This window comes from Rhizobium favelukesii, assembly GCF_000577275.2.
Taxonomy (GTDB): domain Bacteria; phylum Pseudomonadota; class Alphaproteobacteria; order Rhizobiales; family Rhizobiaceae; genus Rhizobium; species Rhizobium favelukesii.
This window is the reverse complement of the sequence record NZ_HG916852.1, coordinates 2513479-2532786: the sequence shown is the minus strand read 5'-3', so window position 1 is coordinate 2532786 and position 19308 is coordinate 2513479. Positions and strand designations below refer to the sequence as shown.

Below are 19308 nucleotides of genomic sequence, written 5' to 3'. Positions count from 1 at the left end.
AAACGATTCCCTGACCACCCATTTATGTTAACAGGTTTTTGCCCTATATAGAGCCGATCCTACGGCATACGAGGAGACCTTTCATGGTCGCAAAGACAGATATTCGCTCTCTTGAGACGGGCAATCCTCTCAAGGTGATGGATCCGATCTGGGACAGCCTGCGCGAGGAAGCGCGTGCTGCCGCAGAAAATGATCCGGTGCTGGCCGCATTTCTCTACTCGACCGTGCTCAACTATCGGTCACTCGAGGAGTGCGTGATCTACCGCATCTGTGAACGTCTCGACCATCCGGACATGCAGGCAATCCTGCTGCGCCAGACCTTCGATCAGATGCTCGAGGATTGGCCAGAGTGGAGTGCCATTCTGCGCGTCGATATCCAGGCAATTTATGATCGCGACCCCGCATGCCTGCGCTTCATGGAAGCCGTGCTCTATTTCAAGGGATTCCACGCGCTGCAGACACACCGCCTGGCGCACTGGCTGCTGAACCGCGGCCGGCGCGATCTGGCGCTATATCTGCAGAGCAGATCGTCGAGCGTTTTCCAGACCGACATCAATCCCGCAGCGCGTATCGGCAGGGGCATCTTCCTCGATCATGCAACCGGGCTGGTCGTTGGTGAAACCGCCGTCATCGGTGATAACGTGTCGATCCTGCACGGCGTCACGCTAGGCGGCACCGGCAAGGAAGGCTCCGACCGGCATCCCAAGATCGGCAGCGGCGTCCTGATCGGCGCCGGCGCCAAGATTCTCGGCAACATCGAGATCGGCTATTGCTCGCGCGTTGCCGCTGGTTCTGTCGTGCTGAAGGCGGTGCCGCCCAAGACGACTGTGGCGGGCGTGCCGGCCAAGGTGGTCGGAGAAGCAGGGTGTTCGGAACCGTCGCGAATAATGGATCAGGTGATCGGCGCAGATATCTGAGCCGCTCGTTGCCTTAACAGCATGGGACATATCGGCGGGGATTAGCGTTCATGCGTCTGTCCCCGTGCCTTTACAGCGCCGTCTTTCCCATGCAAAAAGCGGCCAACCGAGACCGCTCAGGAGATGCAGTGTGAAGCCCGAAGAAATCAAGAAGCTCGACGCCTATTTCAAGCGCACGTTCAACCCGCAGGTGATCGTCAAGGCACGCCCGCGCAAGAACGATTCCGCGGAAGTCTATCTCGGCGAAGAATTTCTGGGTGTCGTCTATATCGATGACGAGGACGGCGACCGCTCCTATAATTTCTCGATGGCGATCCTAGACGTCGATCTTTGATCCGTGATTGACGGGCGGCGTGCCTTTTCGCCGCCCGTCTGCCTCGGCTCGCGTCCGCGAGCTGCTGGCCTGTCAAGGCAGCCCAAACAATCGAGCTGGAACGCGGCTCAAGCCTTGATCTTGCAAACCTCCGATTGTTTCTTTTGGCAGAGCAATCTTTAGCGGAAAAATAGGCCGCCTTCTCTGGACCGCTCCGCCGAATGCTCCATCTCCTCCGCTGAGCATGTGCTCTAGCGCCAAAGGAGGATGCCGAGAATGGGTATTTTCGACAAGATCAAGCACGCGATTTTTGGTGAGGCCGTCGCCGCTCCGGTCACTCCGTCTGCCACGCCGGCGCCATCGCCGACCGCAGCAGCGCCAAGCGCAGCGCCGGCAGCCACACCACAGCCGACACCGTCAGCTGCCTCGCCGGGCGCGGCCGCGATCGACATCGTGCCACTGCTAGACGCAGCGGTGAAGAAGAGTGGACAGAAGTTGGATTGGCGCCGCTCGATCGTGGATCTGATGAAGGCAGTCGGCATGGATGCGAGCCTTGCGGAGCGCAAGGAACTTGCCGCCGAGCTTGGTTTTACCGGCGACACGCACGACACCGCCACGATGAACATGTTCCTGCACAAGGCTCTGATGAAGCGCCTTGCCGAGAACGGCGGAAAGGTTCCGGCCGACCTCCTCGACTGACCGGCTCAGTGGCGGTAGCGCCGCGGCGACATTTTTAGCAAAGCTTCTGGTTGCGGCGCTTCTGATATATTTTAGTGAAATCAAATATCGAAATATCGCCGCCCTGCGCCGTCCAAAAAGCGGGGTTCGAGGACGCAATCATAGATTGTTTTGCAATGCACAATGACGCTTGACTATTTGTGCATTGCAGCTACGCTTCACCTGCCGCAGAGGCCAAGGAGGATGATGGTCATGTTGAACTTCGATGAAGCCAACCGGAAGAGCAAGGAAGCCATGGATACGATGCTGAAGAGCTACTCGGATACTGCCAAGGGTTTCCAGGCGATCGCCGCCGAGGCGGTGGAATATTCCAAGAAGTCGTTCCAGGATACGGTCACGCATTTTGAAAGCCTCTCGGGGGCGCGCAGCTTCGAAGCTGCGTTCGAGTTGCAGAGCAACTATGTGAAAACCGCATACGAAGCCTTCGTGACCGAAGCCACCAAGCTCGGCGAAATGTATTCCGATCTCGCCAAAAGCGCTTACAAACCATATGAAGCGCCTGTTGCCGCAGCGGCCGCAAAGGCGACGAAAGCGGCTGCAGTTGTTGCGCCAGCCGCGGCGTAAAGATACGCGGCACAGGCCGCATAGCTCTTGAAAATCGAGGACCGGCTACGCATCTGCGGCCGGTCTTTTCTTTTTTCACGATGCCTGTCGGCTGCCCATCGCCAGTTTCTGTGTCTTTGCGTCAAGACCGGCCGAATTGTGATTGCAGTGTGAAACGAGGGGCTTAAAATCGCTCCAGGATGAACTAAGTTAGTATTTCGAATATTCGGCGGGAAACACTCCTCCCAGGCCCCGCTGGACCGATCGAGGAATGAAAGAAAATGATCGCAGCGCCGATCCGGATGCAAAACGACAGCGAAAGGAACGGGGACAACGGAAATCGCGGAACCTCGGTCATCACACGCACGAAGCCGAAGACCAAGAAGCCCAATCTCTACCGCGTGCTCCTCTTGAATGACGACTATACTCCGATGGAATTTGTCATTCATATCCTTGAGCGTTTTTTTCAGAAGGATCGTGAAAGTGCCACCCGCATCATGCTCCACGTCCACAACCATGGTGTCGGTGAATGTGGAATATTTACATACGAGGTAGCGGAGACGAAGGTGAGCCAGGTGATGGACTTCGCCCGACAGCACCAGCATCCGCTGCAATGCGTCATGGAAAAGAAGTGAGGATCTGAACGTGCCAACATTTTCGCCTAGTCTTGAGAAGGCGCTCCATCAGGCACTGACCTTTGCCAACGAGCGGCATCATGAATATGCCACGCTCGAGCATCTGCTGCTCGCCCTGATTGACGATGCCGATGCGGCCGCGGTTATGGGGGCCTGCAATGTCGACCTCGACGCGCTGCGCAAAACGCTTGTTGAATATGTCGATAACGAACTCTCCAATTTGGTCACCGGCTATGACGAGGACTCCAAGCCGACCTCCGGCTTCCAGCGCGTTATCCAGCGAGCGGTGATCCATGTGCAGTCATCCGGTCGTGAGGAGGTAACAGGGGCTAACGTCCTCGTTGCCATTTTCGCCGAACGTGAGAGCCATGCTGCTTACTTCCTGCAGGAGCAGGAGATGACCCGCTACGATGCCGTCAATTATATCTCCCACGGGATCGGCAAACGTCCAGGCGCATCCGAATCGCGTCCGCCGCGCGGCGCCGATGACGGCGAATCCGAGAGCAAGCCAACGGCGCGTGGCAGCGGCGAGCAGGAGGAGGGCGGTCCTAAAAAGCAGCAGGACGCTCTGAAGGCTTACTGCGTGAACCTCAACGAGAAGGCCAAGGGCGGCAAGATCGATCCGCTGATCGGCCGTCAGGCTGAGGTCAACCGCACCATCCAGGTCCTGTGCCGCCGTTCGAAGAACAACCCGCTCTACGTCGGCGATCCCGGCGTCGGCAAGACGGCGATTGCCGAAGGCCTTGCCAAGCGAATCGTTGAGGGCAAGGTGCCGGAAGCATTGGCCGATGCCACGATATTCTCGCTGGATATGGGCACGCTGCTGGCCGGCACGCGCTATCGCGGCGATTTCGAAGAACGTCTGAAGCAGGTGGTCAAGGAACTGGAAGAATATCCGGGTGCTGTGCTGTTCATCGACGAGATCCATACCGTCATCGGTGCGGGTGCGACGTCGGGCGGGGCAATGGATGCCTCCAACCTCTTGAAGCCGGCTCTCTCCTCGGGCGCGATCCGCTGCATCGGTTCAACCACCTATAAGGAATACCGCCAGTTCTTCGAGAAGGACCGTGCTCTGGTTCGCCGCTTCCAGAAGATCGACGTCAACGAACCGTCGATCGACGATGCGATCGAGATCATGAAGGGTCTGAAGCCCTACTTCGAAGAGTACCATCACCTGCGCTATTCGAACGAAGCGATCAAGACCGCCGTCGAGCTGTCGGCTCGCTACATTTCGGACCGCAAACTGCCGGACAAGGCGATCGACGTCATCGATGAGACCGGTGCTGCCCAGATGCTGCTGCCGCCCTCCAAGCGCCGCAAGCTGATCACCGAGAAGGAGATCGAAGCGACGGTCGCGACGATGGCGCGTATCCCGGCGAAGACGGTGTCGAAGGACGACGAAGCTGTTCTTGCCAATCTGGAGCAGGAATTGCGCTCCGTGGTTTACGGTCAAGACAACGCGATCGAAGCGCTGTCGACCGCGATCAAGCTCGCTCGCGCGGGCTTGCGCGAACCGAACAAGCCGATCGGATCCTACGTTTTCTCCGGCCCGACCGGCGTTGGCAAAACCGAGGTTGCGAAGCAACTGGCGTCGTCTCTCGGCGTCGAACTCCTGCGCTTCGATATGTCGGAATACATGGAGCGGCACACGGTATCGCGCCTGCTCGGTGCACCTCCTGGCTACGTGGGCTTCGACCAGGGCGGTCTCCTGACCGATGGCGTCGACCAGCATCCACATTGCGTTGTGCTGCTCGACGAGATCGAGAAGGCTCATCCTGACATCTACAACATTCTGTTGCAGGTGATGGACCACGGCACGCTCACGGACCACAACGGCAAGAAGATCGACTTCCGCAACGTCATCCTGATCATGACGACCAACGCGGGTGCGTCGGAGATGGCCAAGGCGGCGATCGGCTTCGGTTCGTCCAAGCGCACGGGCGAGGACGAGGAGGCGTTGACCCGCCTGTTCACGCCCGAGTTCCGCAATCGCCTCGACGCGATCATCCCGTTCGCGGCGCTCCCGACGGAAGTCATCCACAAGGTCGTGCAGAAGTTCATCATGCAACTCGAAGCACAGCTTTCCGAACGGAATGTCACCTTCGACCTGCACGAAGATGCCATCGCCTGGCTGGCTGAAAAGGGTTACGACGACAAGATGGGCGCCCGCCGCTTGCCCGTGTCATCCAGGACGTCATCAAGAAGCCGCTTGCTAACGAAATCCTCTTTGGCAAGCTGCGCAAGGGCGGCGTCGTCAACGTCACGGTCGGTCCGAAGGAAGACGGCAAGCCCGGCATCATCCTCGAAGCCGTGTCGGATAGCGCGCCGATCAAGCCGAAGCCGGAAGCCGAAGTCGCGCATCCCGAGGCCGACGATGAGGATGACGGCGAGCTGAAGACGAAGGCTCGCCCGAAGAAGACAACGGCCAGGAAGGCAAAGGCAGTCGTCGAATCCGAGGTGAAGAGCCCGCCCAAGAAGGGCAGTGCGGTTCCACGGGTTCCAAAGAAGTAAAGCGACCAAAAAGGCGGCTGCAACGGCCTAATGCAGTTCACTTAGGTTTGCTTACGGCTCTTATCGGGTATCTGGCAGGCAGTTTTTTGACGACACGGGGGCATGATCGCCCCCGTTTTTCTGTCAGCAGCAAGTCTGCCAATCTGTTTCTCAATCTGGTGAGGTGGGCGGGGATTTTGCCGGGTGCTTCGATCGCCATCCATCCCCATTCGTGACGCAGGTAATGCAGGGCTGTGATAAAGCTTAGTCGGGTTGGCTCGACTTGGGCTTCGGTCGCGACCTCTGCCATTTCGAGCCGCACCAGATTGTAGGCCAGCAACGCGCCCCAGACCTCCTGATAGACAGTCTCCGGCGTGCCGCTTCGCAGGGTCAGTTCGCTACCGAGAAGCTCCTGCTTGAGTTCGCGATAACTTGTCTCGATGCGCCATCGCTCTTCATACTGATGGACGATTTCGCTTGCCGGATAAGTTTGTCTGTCCATCAGCGATGTCAACAATATGCGCTTTTTGCCATGGCTGGTGGTCGTCTCGATGGCCCTGACCTCCCAGAAGGCCGGCAAGTCCGGTTCTGCCTGCCGCGCCTGGGGCGAGACCTTCATGCGCACCCGATAATCGGTGGGGTGCGGATCCAGTCGTTCCCATGTGCTGTTGGCTTTGGCCGGAATCAGCCAGTGACGCTCATGTCCCTTCGTCTGCAATTGCAAGAGAAGGCTGGCACTGAAGAAGCCCTTGTCGAAGACCGTCAGCGAATGGTCCGGAACCCGGTCGAGCAGGCTTTTGGCATAGAGCATCTCGTTTGTGCCATAGGCTCCGAACACCGCATCACGCACCAGATGCGTCGCCAGCGCCGTCAGCGTCAGCAGCCGCAATTGCGGATAGCTTGCGACAACGCCAGACGCGTAGGCCTGCGCTCCAAAATGCGCCCGGTTCTCCGGGCTGTCGGACGTCCGCAGCGTGCTGCCGTCCACGGCATAACGACAAAGACCCCGCCAGGCACGCCCGGATTGGTGGCGTTCATCCCAGCATGATGCACTCATTGCAAACAACTGCGCCAACGGTGCCTGACCCAAGCGCTGCCGTGCCTGTGTCAACGCGCTCTTGGCAATATCCGCGTTGACCTCATCGGGCAAAACCAGATCAAGATGGGCCACCACCTCCGGGATCGACTGATGACGATAAAGGGCCAACGCAATCACCAGCCAGACGACCTGCTCGGCTGGCAGCTTGCGCTTGCGGATGCTCGCCTTGCCTGTCGTGGCGAGAGCCTGAGCGATCCAGTCCGGGTCGATCGCCTGCGAAAGAGCCGATAATTCGGCCGAATGTCCAAGGGTGCGTGACATCACAAACAAAAACAGGATGGGAAAACGAATCCCCATCCTGAACCATCAAACTTGCCCGCAGCTCACTAAGTGAACTGCATTAGGCGTCGGCCGCCTTTTTCTTTGCTGTTATAGGCGATCGCTTAGGCGATTCTTAAATGAACCGGCTTTATATCGGCTCCAGCAAGGAGCCTCGCAATGGCGTTTCTGCCGGCTGAACGTTTTATCATTTTGATCCTCGCGACCTTCGCACTGCTTGATGCTTGCCTGTTGGTATTGAAGGGCGTTGGAATCGACGTTACCGGATATGCGAGCCTCATCGCCTGTGGCGCCTTCCTGGTCGGGCTTGGGCAATTCTATCGGCATGTCCGCCGCAACGACCGGATTGCCGTAACGTCGATCGCTGCCGGTCTCTTCGTGCTTTTCACGATTGTCGGCTCGATCTTCAACTATCTGCTGTTGCCGCTGCGGTTTCAGCCAATCGACCCAGTTCTCGCTCGCTTTGACGCAGCGTTAGGGTTTCGCTGGCCGGACTTCGTGACGTGGGCCTCGCAATATCCGTCCGCTGGAATTGTGCTCCAGATGATCTACGCAACGTCATTGCCGCAGCTCGTCGTCATCCTGTTGATCTTGGGTCTTGGCGGTCGGACAAGGCTGCTTCATCATTTCCTGATGACCGGCGTGATCGGAGCGCTGATGGCGATCATTTGCTGGTTCTTCTTTCCATCGTTTGGCGCATCATCGATTTACGGGCTGTCGCCAGCGGTGACTGAGGCCGTCCCCCTTGCCGTTGGTCCGCACTACGGTGCTCAGCTTGTCGAGCTCGGACGCAACGGCGCGACCTATTTGACGCCAAGGAACGTGCTGGGACTGATCGGATTTCCGTCGTTCCACACGGTTATGGCGGCGATGTCCGCATGTTTCATGCTGCGGTGCGGGCCACTTGGCCTACCGTTCCTGCTCTTGAATGTCCTGATGATGCCCGCGATCCTGATACAGGGCGGGCACAATCTTGCCGATGTTCTTGGCGGTTTGCTTGTGTTCGGCGTTGCCTACGCACTTGCCGATGCGGCGCTGCGCCAACTTGAAAGGACGCAACGACAACTTAGCACCGGAATCGTAGCCACTGCCGCCGTTTGATCAGAGCTCTGCCTTGATCTTCTCGGCGTTGGCCGCGAGCACCGCATTGTCTTCCATCTGCCCCGAATGCGGACGCAGCGCCATGCCCTCGTATCGCGGGATCACGTGGAAGTGCAGGTGGAAGATGGTCTGGCCGGCGGCCGGTTCGTTGAACTGGCAGACGAGGACGCCGTCTGCATCGAATGCTTCCTTGACGGCATTGGCGATCTTCTGCACGACCGGGATCGTCTGCGCAAGAACCGCCGGATCGGCATCGAGGATGTTGCGCGAAGCTGTTTTGGGAACGACGAGCACGTGGCCTGGTGCCTGCGGCATCACATCCATGAACGCAACCGTGTCGTTGTCTTCGTAGATGCGATGCGACGGAATTTCGCCGCGCAGGATCTTGGCGAAGATATTGTTGCTGTCATAGGCGGCGCTGGTCATACGAAATCTCCTCTTTGCTGCTGTGATCGCGTAGCGCGGCAGGGACGAAAGCGTCAATCCTCCTGTCGCCGCTCGCCCTTTCGAAACGGGCTGTGCTCCGTCAGGATCTCGTTCATCTGTTCGACGTCGTTGCGCTCCCGCTCGAGATAGTCGGCGATCGCCCGGCGCAACCCCGCATGTGCAACATAATGCGCGGAGTGGGTTGTCACCGGCAGATAACCTCGTGCCAGCTTGTGTTCGCCCTGGGCGCCGGCCTCAACACGCTTGAGGCCCCTTTCCAGGGCAAAGTCGATCGCCTGATGATAACAGACCTCGAAATGCAGGTACGGGTGGTCCTCGATGCATCCCCAATGGCGGCCATAGAGCGTATCGCCGCCGATGAAGTTGATCGCGCCGGCAATGTAGCGACCGTCGCGTTTTGCCATGACGAGCAGTATATTGTCCGGCATGCGCTCGCCGATCAGCGAGTAGAACTTGCGCGTCAGGTACGGCCGGCCCCACTTTCGGCCGCCCGTATCCATATAGAAGGCGAAGAACTGGTCCCAGATGCGTTCGGTCAGATCGCTGCCGGTCAGCCAATCGATGCGAATGCCGTTTTCGAGTGCGGTGCGGCGTTCCCTGCGAAGAGCTTTGCGCTTGCGCGACGCCAGCGTCTCAAGAAACGTCTCGTGATTGGCATAGCCTTCATTGATGAAATGAAACTGCTGGTCCGTCCTGTGCAGGTAATCCTCGCCCTCGAAGATGCCGATCTCGTCCTCGGGTACGAATGTGATGTGAGCGGAGGACACGCCGAGCCGGCGCACGACTTCCTTGAGGCTCTCGGCTATTGCATGCTGGATCGGCAGGCGCTGCAGACCTTCGGCGACAAGCAGACGTGGGCCGGTCGCAGGGGTAAAGGGAATGGAGCATTGCAGCTTGGGATAGTAGCGTCCGCCCGCTCGTTCGAAGGCATCGGCCCAGCCGTGGTCGAAAACGTACTCGCCCTGGCTATGGTTCTTCAGATAACCGGGGAGGGCGCCGACAAGCTCGCCCTTGTCCGTTTCCAATAGCAGATGGTGGCCCATCCAGCCGGTTTGCGCCGTCGCTGATCCCGATTCTTCCAGCGAGGACAGGAAAGCATGCGACACGAAGGGATTGTAGGCGAGCGTGCTGCCTTTTGGGGAGGCCCCGGAAAGCCGCGACCAGCTCTCCTGGGAAATCGCGGTGAAAGACCGCTCGATGCGGATTGAAAGTTCGTCTGTCATGGAGCGAATGCGAGACCGTTTGGGAGGAAAATAGGGCTCACCACCAGTCTGCGCACGATCTTGTCCAAAAAGCGAGCGTCAAACCGAAACGCGCGGATCGAATCCCTCGAATGTCATCTGGTCGGCATTCTCGAACGTGTGCCTTTGTCCCTTTTCATCGCGCACGGTCCAGGTGATGACCACGATGCCCTTTTCACGTTGTGCCGTAATGAACGGGTTCGGCAGGTCGGCGAAGAAATAAGAAATGAAGTCGAGGCCGAGCTCCATGGCCTTTTCGTGCACTTCGAACTCTTCCGGTTTGTTACCCCCTGCCGTCAGGCCGAGCGGATAGGGGATATTGAGCGCCTTTAGATCGCGAAGCAGCCAGTGGTCGAAGCTCATCAGCGCGACCTTGCCCTCATAGCCTTCAAGCACTTCGAGAACGGCTTCCGCAAATCCCTCGTCATCGGCCTCGCGGCCTTTCAGCTCGATAACCAAGGGAACCTGGCCCTTCACAAGATCCAGCAGCTGCCGCAGCGTCGGTATCTTGTCGGCTGTTCCGCCAACGGAGATGAGGCCGAGTTCCCGTGACGTGCGCTCGCGCACGTCTCCCTTGAGATTGCACAGGCGCTCCAGATCCTCATCGTGGAAGATGATCGGCACGCCGTCTGAGGCGTAATGCAGGTCGCACTCGATTGCAAAGCCTGCTTCGACCGCGCGCGAGAACGCAGAGAGCGTGTTTTCCCACACGGCCTTGTTGAGGTCATGATAGCCGCGATGAGCGACCGGCTGTTCCTTGAGCCATGCAGCTGAGGTCATCAGGCAATTTCCACGATCGCATCGATTTCGACAGCGGCGTTCATCGGCAGGGCGGCCATGCCGACGGCGGCGCGCGCATGCTTGCCGGCCTCACCGAGGACGCCGGCAATCAGGTTGGAGGCACCATTGATGACGAGGTGCTGTTCGACGAAGTCTGATGTAGAGGCCACGAAGCCGTTGAGCTTGATGACGCGCTTGATGCGGCCAAGATCGCCGCCGAGAGCAGCGCGTGCCTGAGAAAGGATATTGATGGCGCAGAGTTCTGCAGCGCGCTGGCCGGCTTGGACGTCGACATTCTTGCCCAGATGACCGCAGACGGCGATCTTGCCGCCCTCGAGAGGCAGCTGCCCGGAGATGTAGAGGAGGTTCCCGCTGACTACGTAGGGAACGTAGTTTGCGGCCGGGGCCGCAGCCTCAGGCAGGGATATCCCCATTTCTTTTAGGCGCGCAGCGATTTGATCGGACATTTTCCTCTCCGCTTTTATTGTGAATAGTTCTAAACTTATGCATCAAGGCTTGGAATCTAGATTGTGACATTTTCGAGCCTCGATTTGGCCGAAAGCGTTCTTATAACATTGCAGGCGAGTCCAACAGGAGATTGTCAATGTTCCGATCGAGTCTTGCCGCACTTCTTCTGGCGAGCGTTTCGACGACCGTCTATGCGGCCGCGCCAGCAACGAGTGCCGCGATTGCGACCGGTCTTGTCGCTCACCGGGCGGTCTATGATCTGGAATTGAAGGACGCCTCGGAGCGCTCCGGCATTTCGGGCATGTCGGGCCGCATGGTTTACGAGTTCGGCGGCAACTACTGCACGGGCTTCACCACCAATTTCCGCTTCGTGACGCAGATCGATACGGGCGATGCCGTCCGCGTCAGCGACCAGCAGACAAAGACCTTCGAGAACCTGAAGGACCGCAGGTTCACGTTCGACACCAAGTCTTTTACCGACGAGCAGCTCGACAAGGAGGTCAACGGAGCCGCGCAGGACCAGGCTGAAGGCGTGAAGGTTGCCTTGACCCAGCCGACCAGCAAAGAACTGCAACTTGCCGCGAGCCGGTTCCCGACCGAACATATGCTGGACGTGATCCAGAACGCCAAGGCTGGCAAGCGCCTGTTCGAGGCGCGCGTCTTCGACGGCTCGGATGACGGGGACAAGGCGCTGGTGACGACCACCGTCGTCGGCAAGCAGGTGGCACCGGCGGTCGATGAGGCCGATGCGGGCAATGCCGGCGCCTTCGCGAAGGCTGCCTTCTGGCCGGTCACGATCTCGTATTTCAACGAGAATACCAAGACCGACGCTTTGCCTGTCTATCGCATGTCGTTCAAGCTCTACGAAAACGGCATCACCCGCGATCTGACCCTGGACTATGGCGACTTTGTTCTCAGCGGCAGGCTTGCAAAGCTCGAACTGCTCGATAGCACGTCCGCTGCCTGCAAATAATCGTCGCGGATGCTCACCACGACGATTGTCGGTATGTCTAAGTAAACCCTCTCTATGCTAGTAATTCGAAAGGCGCGCTGATTAGGGCGCAAGAGTCGGATTGGAGTTTGAATCTTGGCGATGCGGCATGGTGTATTGAGTGGTGGACTCTCCGGAATCTCAGCTGGCTTGGTTGCGTTGACGCTGTTCGCGAGCACTCCAGCCTCGGCGTCGGATTGCGGCAGGACGCCGGTGGCGGGAATTGATTGGAGCGAGTGCAGCAAGAAGAATCTCATGTTGCAGGGAAGCGACTTTCAGGGTGCCAACCTGGCAGGCACGGACCTGAGCCTGACCAATCTCAGCGGTACCAATCTCACCTCGGCGAATCTCGAGAAGGCAACATTGGCGCGTGCGTGGTTCACGGGAGCTCAGGCCGGTAAGGCGAATTTCTCGAAGATCGAGGCTTATCGATCCGGATTCGAGAACGTTTTCGCAGAGGGAGCGTCGTTCGCCGGCGCAGAACTTCAGCGCTCCAATTTCAATGGCGCAAAGCTCAGCGGCGCGAACTTCGAGAAAGCCGAGCTTGGCCGCGCGAGCTTCGCCAAAGCCGTTCTCACAGGAACCAAGTTCTCTCTCGCCAATCTGTCGCGCGCCGACCTCAGCGAGGCAACCTTTGAGGGGCCGGTCGCGTTCGATCGCGCCTTCATGTTTTTGACGCGAATCGAAGGGCTTGATTTGTCTGCTGCGACGGGTCTCGATCAGGCTCAGGTCGATCTTGCCTGCGGCGATGCGAAGACGAAGCTGCCTGCCGGCCTTTCCGCACCGGCAAACTGGCCCTGCGCGTCGGATTGATCGCACTGGTGTGGCGCCTTCAGCCGGCGTCGAGTACGCTGCCACGAGCCTCCATTGTCGCTTTTTTCGCAGGAAGCCTTGATTTTCCGGATAAGGGAGGGTATGGCGACCCGCATTCCACACGTAAGGCATGGGATTGTCCGGGAGAAATCCGGATGGTTCCGCCCGGTGGCATTCTCGACGAGGATGCTGTTAGCCTTGCGGAGGTTCAACCGGAAAAGGATAACAAGGCATGGCATTGCCCGATTTCTCTATGCGCCAGCTCCTCGAAGCAGGCGTCCACTTCGGCCACCAGACGCACCGCTGGAACCCGAAGATGAAGCCGTACATTTTCGGCGATCGTAACAACATCCACATCATCGACCTCGCTCAGACCGTTCCGATGCTGTCGCGCGCCCTGCAGGTTGTCTCCGACACCGTTGCTCGTGGCGGCCGCGTTCTTTTCGTCGGCACCAAGCGCCAGGCTTCCGAGCTCATCGCTGACTCGGCCAAGCGTTCCGCTCAGTACTACGTCAACTCGCGTTGGCTCGGCGGCATGATGACCAACTGGAAGACGATCTCCAACTCGATCCAGCGTCTGCGCAAGCTCGACGAAATCCTTGGCTCCGAGCAGTCCGGCTACTCCAAGAAGGAGCGCCTGACCCTCGAGCGCGAGCGCGAAAAGCTCGACAAGGCTCTCGGTGGTATCAAGGACATGGGCGGCACGCCGGACCTGATGTTCATCATCGACACCAACAAGGAAAAGATCGCGATCGACGAAGCCAAGCGCCTCGGCATCCCGGTTGTCGCAATCATTGACTCGAACTGCGATCCTGATCTGATCGACTATCCGATCCCGGGCAACGACGACGCTTCGCGCGCCATCGCTCTTTACTGCGACCTGATCGCCCGTGCTGCCATCGACGGTATCGCTCGTCAGCAAAGCTCGTCGGGCCGCGACCTCGGCGCATCGATCGAAGCTCCGGCGGAGCCGGCGCTCGACGAAACCGGCGCCTGATAAAAGAAGCAGGTGGGCTGAACTGCCCGCCATGCTTTCCAGAGATTGGGAAAGGCCGCTCGCGACTTTTAGAAGTTCGGCGGCCTTGACCGTTTCAGGCGGGGGCAGTCAGCCCGTCGCCCTACGAGTTTCGTTATGACGCGTCTTTCATCACGCTGTCATACATACAGGTACATTTCGTGCCTCAATCCGGTGCCGCACCGCCTTTGCGGGCCACCGTTTGAACCGACAAGAGGAAGCTTATGACCGAGATTACGGCTGCACTGGTGAAGGAACTGCGCGAAAAGTCCGGCGCAGGCATGATGGACTGCAAGAAGGCGCTGCTCGAAAACAACGGCGATATCGAAGCCGCAATCGACTGGCTGCGCGCCAAGGGCATCTCCAAGGCCGACAAGAAGTCGGGCCGGACCGCCGCTGAAGGCCTGATCGCCATTGCCGGTGCCGGCCACAAGGCCGTCGTCGTAGAACTCAACTCCGAAACCGACTTCGTTGCCCGCAACGACGCCTTCCAGGATCTCGTTCGCGGCATCGCCAACGTTGCTCTTTCGACCGACGGCACGGTTGAGGCCATTTCGGCTGCGACCTACCCGGCATCCGGCAAGCCGGTCGCTGACACCATCAAGGACGCGATCGCGACCATCGGCGAGAACATGACGCTCCGTCGTGCAGCCAAGCTGGAAGTCGAGCACGGCGTCGTTGCGACCTACATCCACAACGCTGCCGGCGACGGCATCGGCAAGCTCGGCGTTCTGGTTGCGCTGAAGTCGAATGGCGACAAGGCCGTTCTGACGTCGATCGGCCGCCAGGTCGCCATGCACATCGCCGCGACCAATCCGCTGGCCATCCGCGCCGAAGAAGTCGACGCCGCCGTTGCCGAGCGCGAACGCAACGTTTTCATCGAACAGGCCCGCGAATCCGGCAAGCCGGAAGCCATCATCGAAAAGATGGTCGACGGCCGCATGCGCAAGTTCTTCGAAGAGGTTGCTCTTCTGTCGCAGGCCTTCGTGATCAATCCCGACCTGACGGTCGGCGCTGCGATCAAGGAAGCTGAAAAGGAAGCTGGCGCGCCGATCGAAGTTGCCGGCATGGCACGACTGCTGCTCGGCGAAGGCGTCGAGAAGGAAGAGTCCGACTTCGCTGCCGAAGTCGCCGCCGTCGCCAAGGGCTGATAAACCTATAAATGTGAAAACCGAAGGGCATCGCGTGACAACGCGGTGCCCTTCGTGTATCCGGGCCTCAGCGGTGATATACGAGGAGCCAAGATGTCGTCAGAGCCTGTCTACAAACGCGTTCTACTCAAGGCTTCCGGCGAAGCCCTCATGGGCAGCCAGGGATTTGGGATTGATGTAGCGGTCGCAGACCGCATTGCGGCTGACATAGCCGAAGCGCGGCAGATGGGTGTGGAAGTCGGCGTCGTCGTCGGCGGCGGCAACATCTTCCGCGGCGTCGCAGTTGCCTCCAAGGGCGGCGATCGTGTCACCGGCGACCACATGGGTATGCTTGCGACCGTGATCAACGCGCTGGCGCTGGCAACCTCGCTGCGCAAGCTCAACATCGATACCGTCGTACTGTCGGCGATTGCGATGCCCGAGATCTGCGAGAGTTTCTCACAGCGCGCGACGCTCTATCACCTGTCGCTCGGCCGCGTCGTGATCTTCGCAGGCGGTACCGGAAACCCGTTCTTCACGACGGACTCGGCGGCCGCGCTGCGTGCTGCCGAAATGGGTGCGGAAGCGATCTTCAAGGGAACGCAGGTCGATGGTATTTATTCGGCAGACCCGAAGAAGGATCCGGAAGCGACCCGTTTCGACCATCTGACGCACAAGGAAGTCCTCGATAAGGGGCTGGCCGTAATGGACGTCGCGGCCGTGGCGCTGGCACGGGAGAATTCAATTCCGATCATCGTCTTCTCGATCCACGAGAAGGGTGGTTTTGCTGAAATCCTCAAGGGCGGCGGCCTCAAGACCGTCGTTTCTGATAACTGATCGAGTGGACGGCTGGTTTTGCCGCAGCTTCTACCAAGACGGGAGCAATGACATGAGTGAAGGCATCGACATCAAGGAACTCAAGCGCCGCATGGATGGCGCGATTTCCGCGTTCAAGCACGATATCGCATCGTTGCGCACGGGCCGCGCCTCGGCCAACATTCTCGACCCCGTCATGGTCGAGGCATATGGTTCGCGTGTGCCGCTGAACCAGGTGGCCAACATTACCGTGCCGGAGCCGCGCATGCTGTCGGTTTCGGTCTGGGACAAATCGATGGTCAACGCGACCGACCGCGCCATCCGCGAGTCGAATCTCGGCCTCAATCCGATCATCGACGGCCAGAACCTGCGCATTCCGCTGCCGGAACTCAATGAGGAACGCCGCAAATCGCTGGTGAAAGTCGCCCACGACTATGCCGAGAAGAGCAAGGTTGCAATTCGCCATGTGCGTCGCGACGGTATGGACGGCCTTAAGAAAGCCGAAAAAGACGGTGTGATTGGCCAGGATGAAAGCCGGGCGCAATCAGATCGTGTGCAGAAGATGACAGACGAGACGATTTCTGAAGTCGACCGCTTGCTTGGCGAGAAGGAAAAGGAAATCATGCAGGTTTAGGGCGCGCTGCGGCTGCGCCTTTGCTGCAAGAACCGGACGGGAAATGTCGGAACGAACATTTTTGACTGTGCCAGAACACGTCGCCATCATCATGGATGGCAATGGCCGATGGGCGAAGCAGCGCGGACTTCCGCGGACGATGGGTCATCGAAAGGGCGTTGACGCGGTGCGCGAGACCGTGCGCGCTGCGGGTGACGCAGGGATCAAGTATCTCACCCTCTTCGCCTTTTCCTCGGAGAATTGGCGCCGTCCGGAAACGGAGGTTTCCGATCTGCTTGGCTTGCTGAAGGCCTTCATTCGTCGCGACTTGGCGGAGCTTCATCGCCAGAATGTGCGCGTGAAGGTGATCGGCGACCGGCTCAGCCTCAAGAGCGATATCCTCGATCTTCTGGTGGACGCAGAAGAGAGGACGAAGTCGAACACCGCGCTGACCCTCGTTATCGCCTTCAACTATGGTTCGCGCGACGAGATCGCTCGTGCAATGACAAGTCTTGCGCGTGACGTCGAGGCAGGACGGCTGAGGGCGCAGGACATTTCACCCGCGCTCATCAATGCGCGGCTCGATACGGCGGGCATCCCGGATCCCGATCTGATCATTCGTACGAGCGGTGAGGAGCGCCTTTCCAACTTCCTGCTTTGGCAGGCCGCTTACTCGGAGTTCATTTTCGTTCCTGAGTATTGGCCCGATTTCAGCCGGGAGATCTTCCATTCAGCGTTGGAGACCTTCGCGTCGCGCGACCGTCGCTTCGGTGGACTGGTAGCCCAAACGGCTGCGGCAGTAGGCACTTGATGCAGCAGGAGCTGAAGTTACGCATTCTCTCCGGAGTGATTCTTGCCGTCATCGTTCTGCTCGCCACCTGGTATGGTGGTGTCGCCTTTAGCCTTTTGTCCGCATTGATCGGACTGCTGATTTATTATGAATGGTCGACAATCACGAGGCTTGCGACCGAGCAACCGGTCGCCAACGCAATCGGTTGGGTGGGGCAGGTGGCGATCGCCGTGGCCGTGGTGGCTGGCACATTTCGCTATTCGCTGCTTCTCTTATCGCTGTTCTTCCTGGTTGCTGTTGGCTTCGTGCTTGTGTCGAAAACATCACGCTGGTTTCCCACGGGTATGATGTACGCCGGTCTTACCGGCATTGCGCTCTCGAGTATACGCGGCGCCGACAGTGTCGGGCTCGTTGCGATGCTCTTCGTCTTTGCAGTCGTGTGGGCAACCGACATTCTTGCCTATTTTGTCGGCCGCGCCATCGGCGGCCCGAAACTGGCGCCGAAGATATCTCCGGGAAAGACATGGTCCGGCGCCATTGGCGGTGTCGTCTCCGCAGTGATTGCCGGCAGTCTGGTTACCTATTTTGCGTTTCCGCAAAGCGTCGTGTTTGTGGCGCCGATCGCGTTCATCCTGTCGATATGTAGCCAGGCTGGCGATCTCTTCGAATCCTTCATCAAGCGCCGCTTCGGCGTCAAGGATTCGAGCCGTCTCATTCCTGGGCATGGTGGCATCATGGACCGGGTCGACGGGCTCATTTTTGCCTGCTTTGCAGCGTTCTTGCTAGCTGGGCTTTTTTCGCTGATAAAGGGCGGCGAAATGACGTCGCTCGGTGCAGCCCTGTTCGGCGTATAATGTCTGCAAAGGCTGGCGGAAAGATCAGATGCTTGGCTTGACCGGTATATTGGCGTTCCTGACGGGCTATATCGTGCCCTTCGTCCTCGTCTTGTCGTTGCTCGTCTTCGTGCACGAGATGGGGCACTATCTTGTCGGGCGCTGGAGCGGCATCAGGATATTGGCGTTCTCGATCGGCTTTGGCCCGGAATTGGTCGGCTTCACCGACAAGCACGGAACCCGCTGGAAGCTTTCACTGATACCGCTTGGCGGCTACGTCCGCTTTTTCGGCGATGAGGATTCATCGAGCAAGCCCGATGACGACAAGCTCGCAGCGATGTCGGAAGAGGATCGTGCGCGTTCGTTCGCCGGCGCGAAGCTGTGGAAGCGTGCCGCAACGGTTGCCGCCGGCCCAATTGCCAATTTCGTCCTGGCGATTGCGATTTTTGCGGTTCTTTTCTCGATCTACGGCCGATCGGTCGCGGATCCCGTTGTCGCGGAAGTCAAGCAGGGCAGCGTTGCTGCCGAGGCGGGCGTCGCGCCGGGTGACCTTCTGATCGCTATCGATGGCACGAAGGTCGAGACTTTCGACGACGTCCGACGCTACGTCAGCATTCGGCCCGAGCAAAGAATCATCGTGACGATCGAGCGCAACGGCGAGAAGTTGGATGTGCCGATGGTACCGGCCCGAACCGACATGACCGATCAGTTCGGCAACAAGATCGAGATCGGCCTTATCGGTATCGTCACGAACCAGGAGGTCGGTCACTTCCGGGTGCAGACCTATTCGCCGCTGGCGGCGGTCAAGGAAGGAACGATCCAGACCTGGCACATCGTAACCGGCACCTTCAAGTATATCGGCAATCTCATCTCCGGTTACATGAAGCCCGACCAGCTCGGCGGACCGATCCGTGTCGCGCAGGCTTCCGGCCAGATGGCGACACTAGGCGTTGCAGCTTTGCTGCAGCTCGCTGCTGTCTTGTCGGTTTCTATCGGATTACTGAACTTGATGCCGGTTCCGGTACTTGATGGTGGTCATTTGATGTTCTATGCGATTGAGGCGGTGAGAGGAAAACCGTTGGGATCGTCTGCCCAGGACATTGCGTTCCGCATTGGCTTGGCGATGGTTTTGAGCTTGATGGTTTTTGCCACCTGGAACGATATAAGTGCTTTGATAGGCTGATTGCCGGACGAGGGAAAATTACCGTTTATTTACGATGTTTCAAAGCTGTAGTGGCGAATGCGTCACGCTTGGA

At 58.8% G+C, this 19308-nt stretch carries 20 protein-coding genes and 1 pseudogene; 16 read left to right on the top strand and 5 right to left on the bottom strand.

What is annotated here, in order from left to right; genetic code table 11:
* The first annotated feature begins 83 nt into the window (after positions 1-83).
* The 6 genes and pseudogenes from cysE to clpA all read left to right on the top strand — a co-directional run bounded on the left by cysE (position 84) and on the right by clpA (position 5657).
* Entirely contained in the window at positions 84-917 is an 834-nt protein-coding gene (gene cysE / locus LPU83_RS51150) for a serine O-acetyltransferase (protein ID WP_037069840.1), read from the top strand.
* 130 nt (positions 918-1047) lie between these two features.
* Positions 1048-1251: a DUF3126 family protein gene (locus tag LPU83_RS51145; RefSeq protein ID WP_007532353.1), complete on the top strand. Its 204-nt coding sequence runs from the start codon at positions 1048-1050 to the stop codon at positions 1249-1251.
* Positions 1252-1506: 255 nt separating this feature from the next.
* A complete protein-coding gene (locus LPU83_RS51140; RefSeq protein WP_024318035.1) occupies positions 1507-1929 on the top strand; it encodes a DUF3597 domain-containing protein in 423 nt (140 codons plus the stop codon).
* A gap of 231 nt (positions 1930-2160) precedes the next feature.
* Entirely contained in the window at positions 2161-2532 is a 372-nt protein-coding gene (locus tag LPU83_RS51135) for a phasin family protein (RefSeq protein ID WP_024318036.1), read from the top strand.
* Positions 2533-2792: 260 nt separating this feature from the next.
* Complete coding sequence (gene clpS / locus LPU83_RS51130) at positions 2793-3146, top strand: ATP-dependent Clp protease adapter ClpS (protein WP_007790346.1); 354 nt, start codon at positions 2793-2795, stop codon at positions 3144-3146.
* Positions 3147-3156: 10 nt separating this feature from the next.
* Positions 3157-5657 (top strand): annotated as a pseudogene (gene clpA, locus LPU83_RS51125) (ATP-dependent Clp protease ATP-binding subunit ClpA).
* Positions 5658-5694: 37 nt separating this feature from the next.
* On the opposite strand, the gene LPU83_RS51120 reads toward clpA, so the two are convergent.
* A complete protein-coding gene (locus LPU83_RS51120; RefSeq protein ID WP_197901934.1) occupies positions 5695-7032 on the bottom strand; it encodes an IS4 family transposase in 1338 nt (445 codons plus the stop codon).
* Positions 7033-7173: 141 nt separating this feature from the next.
* On the opposite strand from LPU83_RS51120, the gene LPU83_RS51115 reads away from it, so the two are divergent.
* Positions 7174-8115 carry a phosphatase PAP2 family protein gene (locus LPU83_RS51115; RefSeq protein ID WP_024316942.1) on the top strand — a complete coding sequence of 314 codons (942 nt, stop codon included), beginning with the start codon at positions 7174-7176 and terminating at the stop codon, positions 8113-8115.
* Here the strand turns inward: LPU83_RS51115 and LPU83_RS51110 are convergent, their stop codons facing one another.
* From LPU83_RS51110 to LPU83_RS51095, 4 genes are all read right to left on the bottom strand, one after another.
* Positions 8116-8541 (bottom strand): HIT family protein, encoded by a 426-nt coding sequence (locus LPU83_RS51110; protein WP_024316943.1) that lies wholly within the window; start codon positions 8539-8541, stop codon positions 8116-8118.
* A gap of 53 nt (positions 8542-8594) precedes the next feature.
* Positions 8595-9785, bottom strand: a complete 1191-nt coding sequence (locus tag LPU83_RS51105; RefSeq protein ID WP_024316944.1) for a GNAT family N-acetyltransferase — start codon at positions 9783-9785, stop codon at positions 8595-8597.
* A gap of 78 nt (positions 9786-9863) precedes the next feature.
* Positions 9864-10583, bottom strand: coding sequence for a glycerophosphodiester phosphodiesterase (locus LPU83_RS51100; protein ID WP_024316945.1), 720 nt, complete (start codon positions 10581-10583; stop codon positions 9864-9866).
* Positions 10583-11050, bottom strand: a complete 468-nt coding sequence (locus LPU83_RS51095; protein ID WP_024316946.1) for a RidA family protein — start codon at positions 11048-11050, stop codon at positions 10583-10585. Before LPU83_RS51095 ends, LPU83_RS51100 begins: the two co-directional genes overlap by 1 nt.
* 137 nt (positions 11051-11187) lie before the next feature.
* On the opposite strand from LPU83_RS51095, the gene LPU83_RS51090 reads away from it, so the two are divergent.
* The 9 genes from LPU83_RS51090 (at position 11188) to rseP (ending at position 19235) form a co-directional block, all read left to right on the top strand.
* Entirely contained in the window at positions 11188-12024 is an 837-nt protein-coding gene (locus LPU83_RS51090; protein WP_024316947.1) for a cell envelope integrity EipB family protein, read from the top strand.
* A gap of 120 nt (positions 12025-12144) precedes the next feature.
* Positions 12145-12855 (top strand): pentapeptide repeat-containing protein, encoded by a 711-nt coding sequence (locus LPU83_RS51085; RefSeq protein ID WP_029710256.1) that lies wholly within the window; start codon positions 12145-12147, stop codon positions 12853-12855.
* Between the two features lie 232 nt (positions 12856-13087).
* Positions 13088-13852: a 30S ribosomal protein S2 gene (gene rpsB, locus LPU83_RS51080; protein ID WP_024316949.1), complete on the top strand. Its 765-nt coding sequence runs from the start codon at positions 13088-13090 to the stop codon at positions 13850-13852.
* Between the two features lie 242 nt (positions 13853-14094).
* A complete protein-coding gene (gene tsf, locus LPU83_RS51075; RefSeq protein WP_024316950.1) occupies positions 14095-15021 on the top strand; it encodes a translation elongation factor Ts in 927 nt (308 codons plus the stop codon).
* 93 nt (positions 15022-15114) lie between these two features.
* Positions 15115-15837 (top strand): UMP kinase, encoded by a 723-nt coding sequence (gene pyrH, locus LPU83_RS51070; protein WP_024316951.1) that lies wholly within the window; start codon positions 15115-15117, stop codon positions 15835-15837.
* Between the two features lie 52 nt (positions 15838-15889).
* Entirely contained in the window at positions 15890-16450 is a 561-nt protein-coding gene (gene frr / locus LPU83_RS51065; protein WP_024316952.1) for a ribosome recycling factor, read from the top strand.
* Positions 16451-16493: 43 nt separating this feature from the next.
* Positions 16494-17240: an isoprenyl transferase gene (locus tag LPU83_RS51060; protein ID WP_024316953.1), complete on the top strand. Its 747-nt coding sequence runs from the start codon at positions 16494-16496 to the stop codon at positions 17238-17240.
* Positions 17240-18073 carry a phosphatidate cytidylyltransferase gene (locus LPU83_RS51055; RefSeq protein ID WP_024316954.1) on the top strand — a complete coding sequence of 278 codons (834 nt, stop codon included), beginning with the start codon at positions 17240-17242 and terminating at the stop codon, positions 18071-18073. The genes LPU83_RS51060 and LPU83_RS51055 overlap by 1 nt, the downstream gene beginning before the upstream one ends.
* 28 nt (positions 18074-18101) lie before the next feature.
* Positions 18102-19235: an RIP metalloprotease RseP gene (gene rseP / locus LPU83_RS51050; RefSeq protein WP_024316955.1), complete on the top strand. Its 1134-nt coding sequence runs from the start codon at positions 18102-18104 to the stop codon at positions 19233-19235.
* The last annotated feature ends 73 nt before the right edge of the window (positions 19236-19308 follow it).

What these genes read in the sequence shown, in the direction of transcription:
- rpsB (WP_024316949.1), top strand. Translation starts at nt 13,088, where the DNA reads ATGGCATTGCCCGATTTCTCTATGCGCCAGCTCCTCGAAGCAGGCGTC.
- LPU83_RS51095 (WP_024316946.1), bottom strand. Translation starts at nt 11,050, where the DNA reads ATGTCCGATCAAATCGCTGCGCGCCTAAAAGAAATGGGGATATCCCTG.
- clpS (WP_007790346.1), top strand. Translation starts at nt 2,793, where the DNA reads ATGATCGCAGCGCCGATCCGGATGCAAAACGACAGCGAAAGGAACGGG.
- LPU83_RS51060 (WP_024316953.1), top strand. Translation starts at nt 16,494, where the DNA reads ATGTCGGAACGAACATTTTTGACTGTGCCAGAACACGTCGCCATCATC.
- LPU83_RS51140 (WP_024318035.1), top strand. Translation starts at nt 1,507, where the DNA reads ATGGGTATTTTCGACAAGATCAAGCACGCGATTTTTGGTGAGGCCGTC.
- LPU83_RS51105 (WP_024316944.1), bottom strand. Translation starts at nt 9,785, where the DNA reads ATGACAGACGAACTTTCAATCCGCATCGAGCGGTCTTTCACCGCGATT.
- frr (WP_024316952.1), top strand. Translation starts at nt 15,890, where the DNA reads ATGAGTGAAGGCATCGACATCAAGGAACTCAAGCGCCGCATGGATGGC.
- LPU83_RS51090 (WP_024316947.1), top strand. Translation starts at nt 11,188, where the DNA reads ATGTTCCGATCGAGTCTTGCCGCACTTCTTCTGGCGAGCGTTTCGACG.
- tsf (WP_024316950.1), top strand. Translation starts at nt 14,095, where the DNA reads ATGACCGAGATTACGGCTGCACTGGTGAAGGAACTGCGCGAAAAGTCC.
- LPU83_RS51085 (WP_029710256.1), top strand. Translation starts at nt 12,145, where the DNA reads ATGCGGCATGGTGTATTGAGTGGTGGACTCTCCGGAATCTCAGCTGGC.
- LPU83_RS51115 (WP_024316942.1), top strand. Translation starts at nt 7,174, where the DNA reads ATGGCGTTTCTGCCGGCTGAACGTTTTATCATTTTGATCCTCGCGACC.
- LPU83_RS51110 (WP_024316943.1), bottom strand. Translation starts at nt 8,541, where the DNA reads ATGACCAGCGCCGCCTATGACAGCAACAATATCTTCGCCAAGATCCTG.
- rseP (WP_024316955.1), top strand. Translation starts at nt 18,102, where the DNA reads ATGCTTGGCTTGACCGGTATATTGGCGTTCCTGACGGGCTATATCGTG.
- LPU83_RS51120 (WP_197901934.1), bottom strand. Translation starts at nt 7,032, where the DNA reads ATGGGGATTCGTTTTCCCATCCTGTTTTTGTTTGTGATGTCACGCACC.
- LPU83_RS51055 (WP_024316954.1), top strand. Translation starts at nt 17,240, where the DNA reads ATGCAGCAGGAGCTGAAGTTACGCATTCTCTCCGGAGTGATTCTTGCC.
- pyrH (WP_024316951.1), top strand. Translation starts at nt 15,115, where the DNA reads ATGTCGTCAGAGCCTGTCTACAAACGCGTTCTACTCAAGGCTTCCGGC.
- LPU83_RS51135 (WP_024318036.1), top strand. Translation starts at nt 2,161, where the DNA reads ATGTTGAACTTCGATGAAGCCAACCGGAAGAGCAAGGAAGCCATGGAT.
- cysE (WP_037069840.1), top strand. Translation starts at nt 84, where the DNA reads ATGGTCGCAAAGACAGATATTCGCTCTCTTGAGACGGGCAATCCTCTC.
- LPU83_RS51100 (WP_024316945.1), bottom strand. Translation starts at nt 10,583, where the DNA reads ATGACCTCAGCTGCATGGCTCAAGGAACAGCCGGTCGCTCATCGCGGC.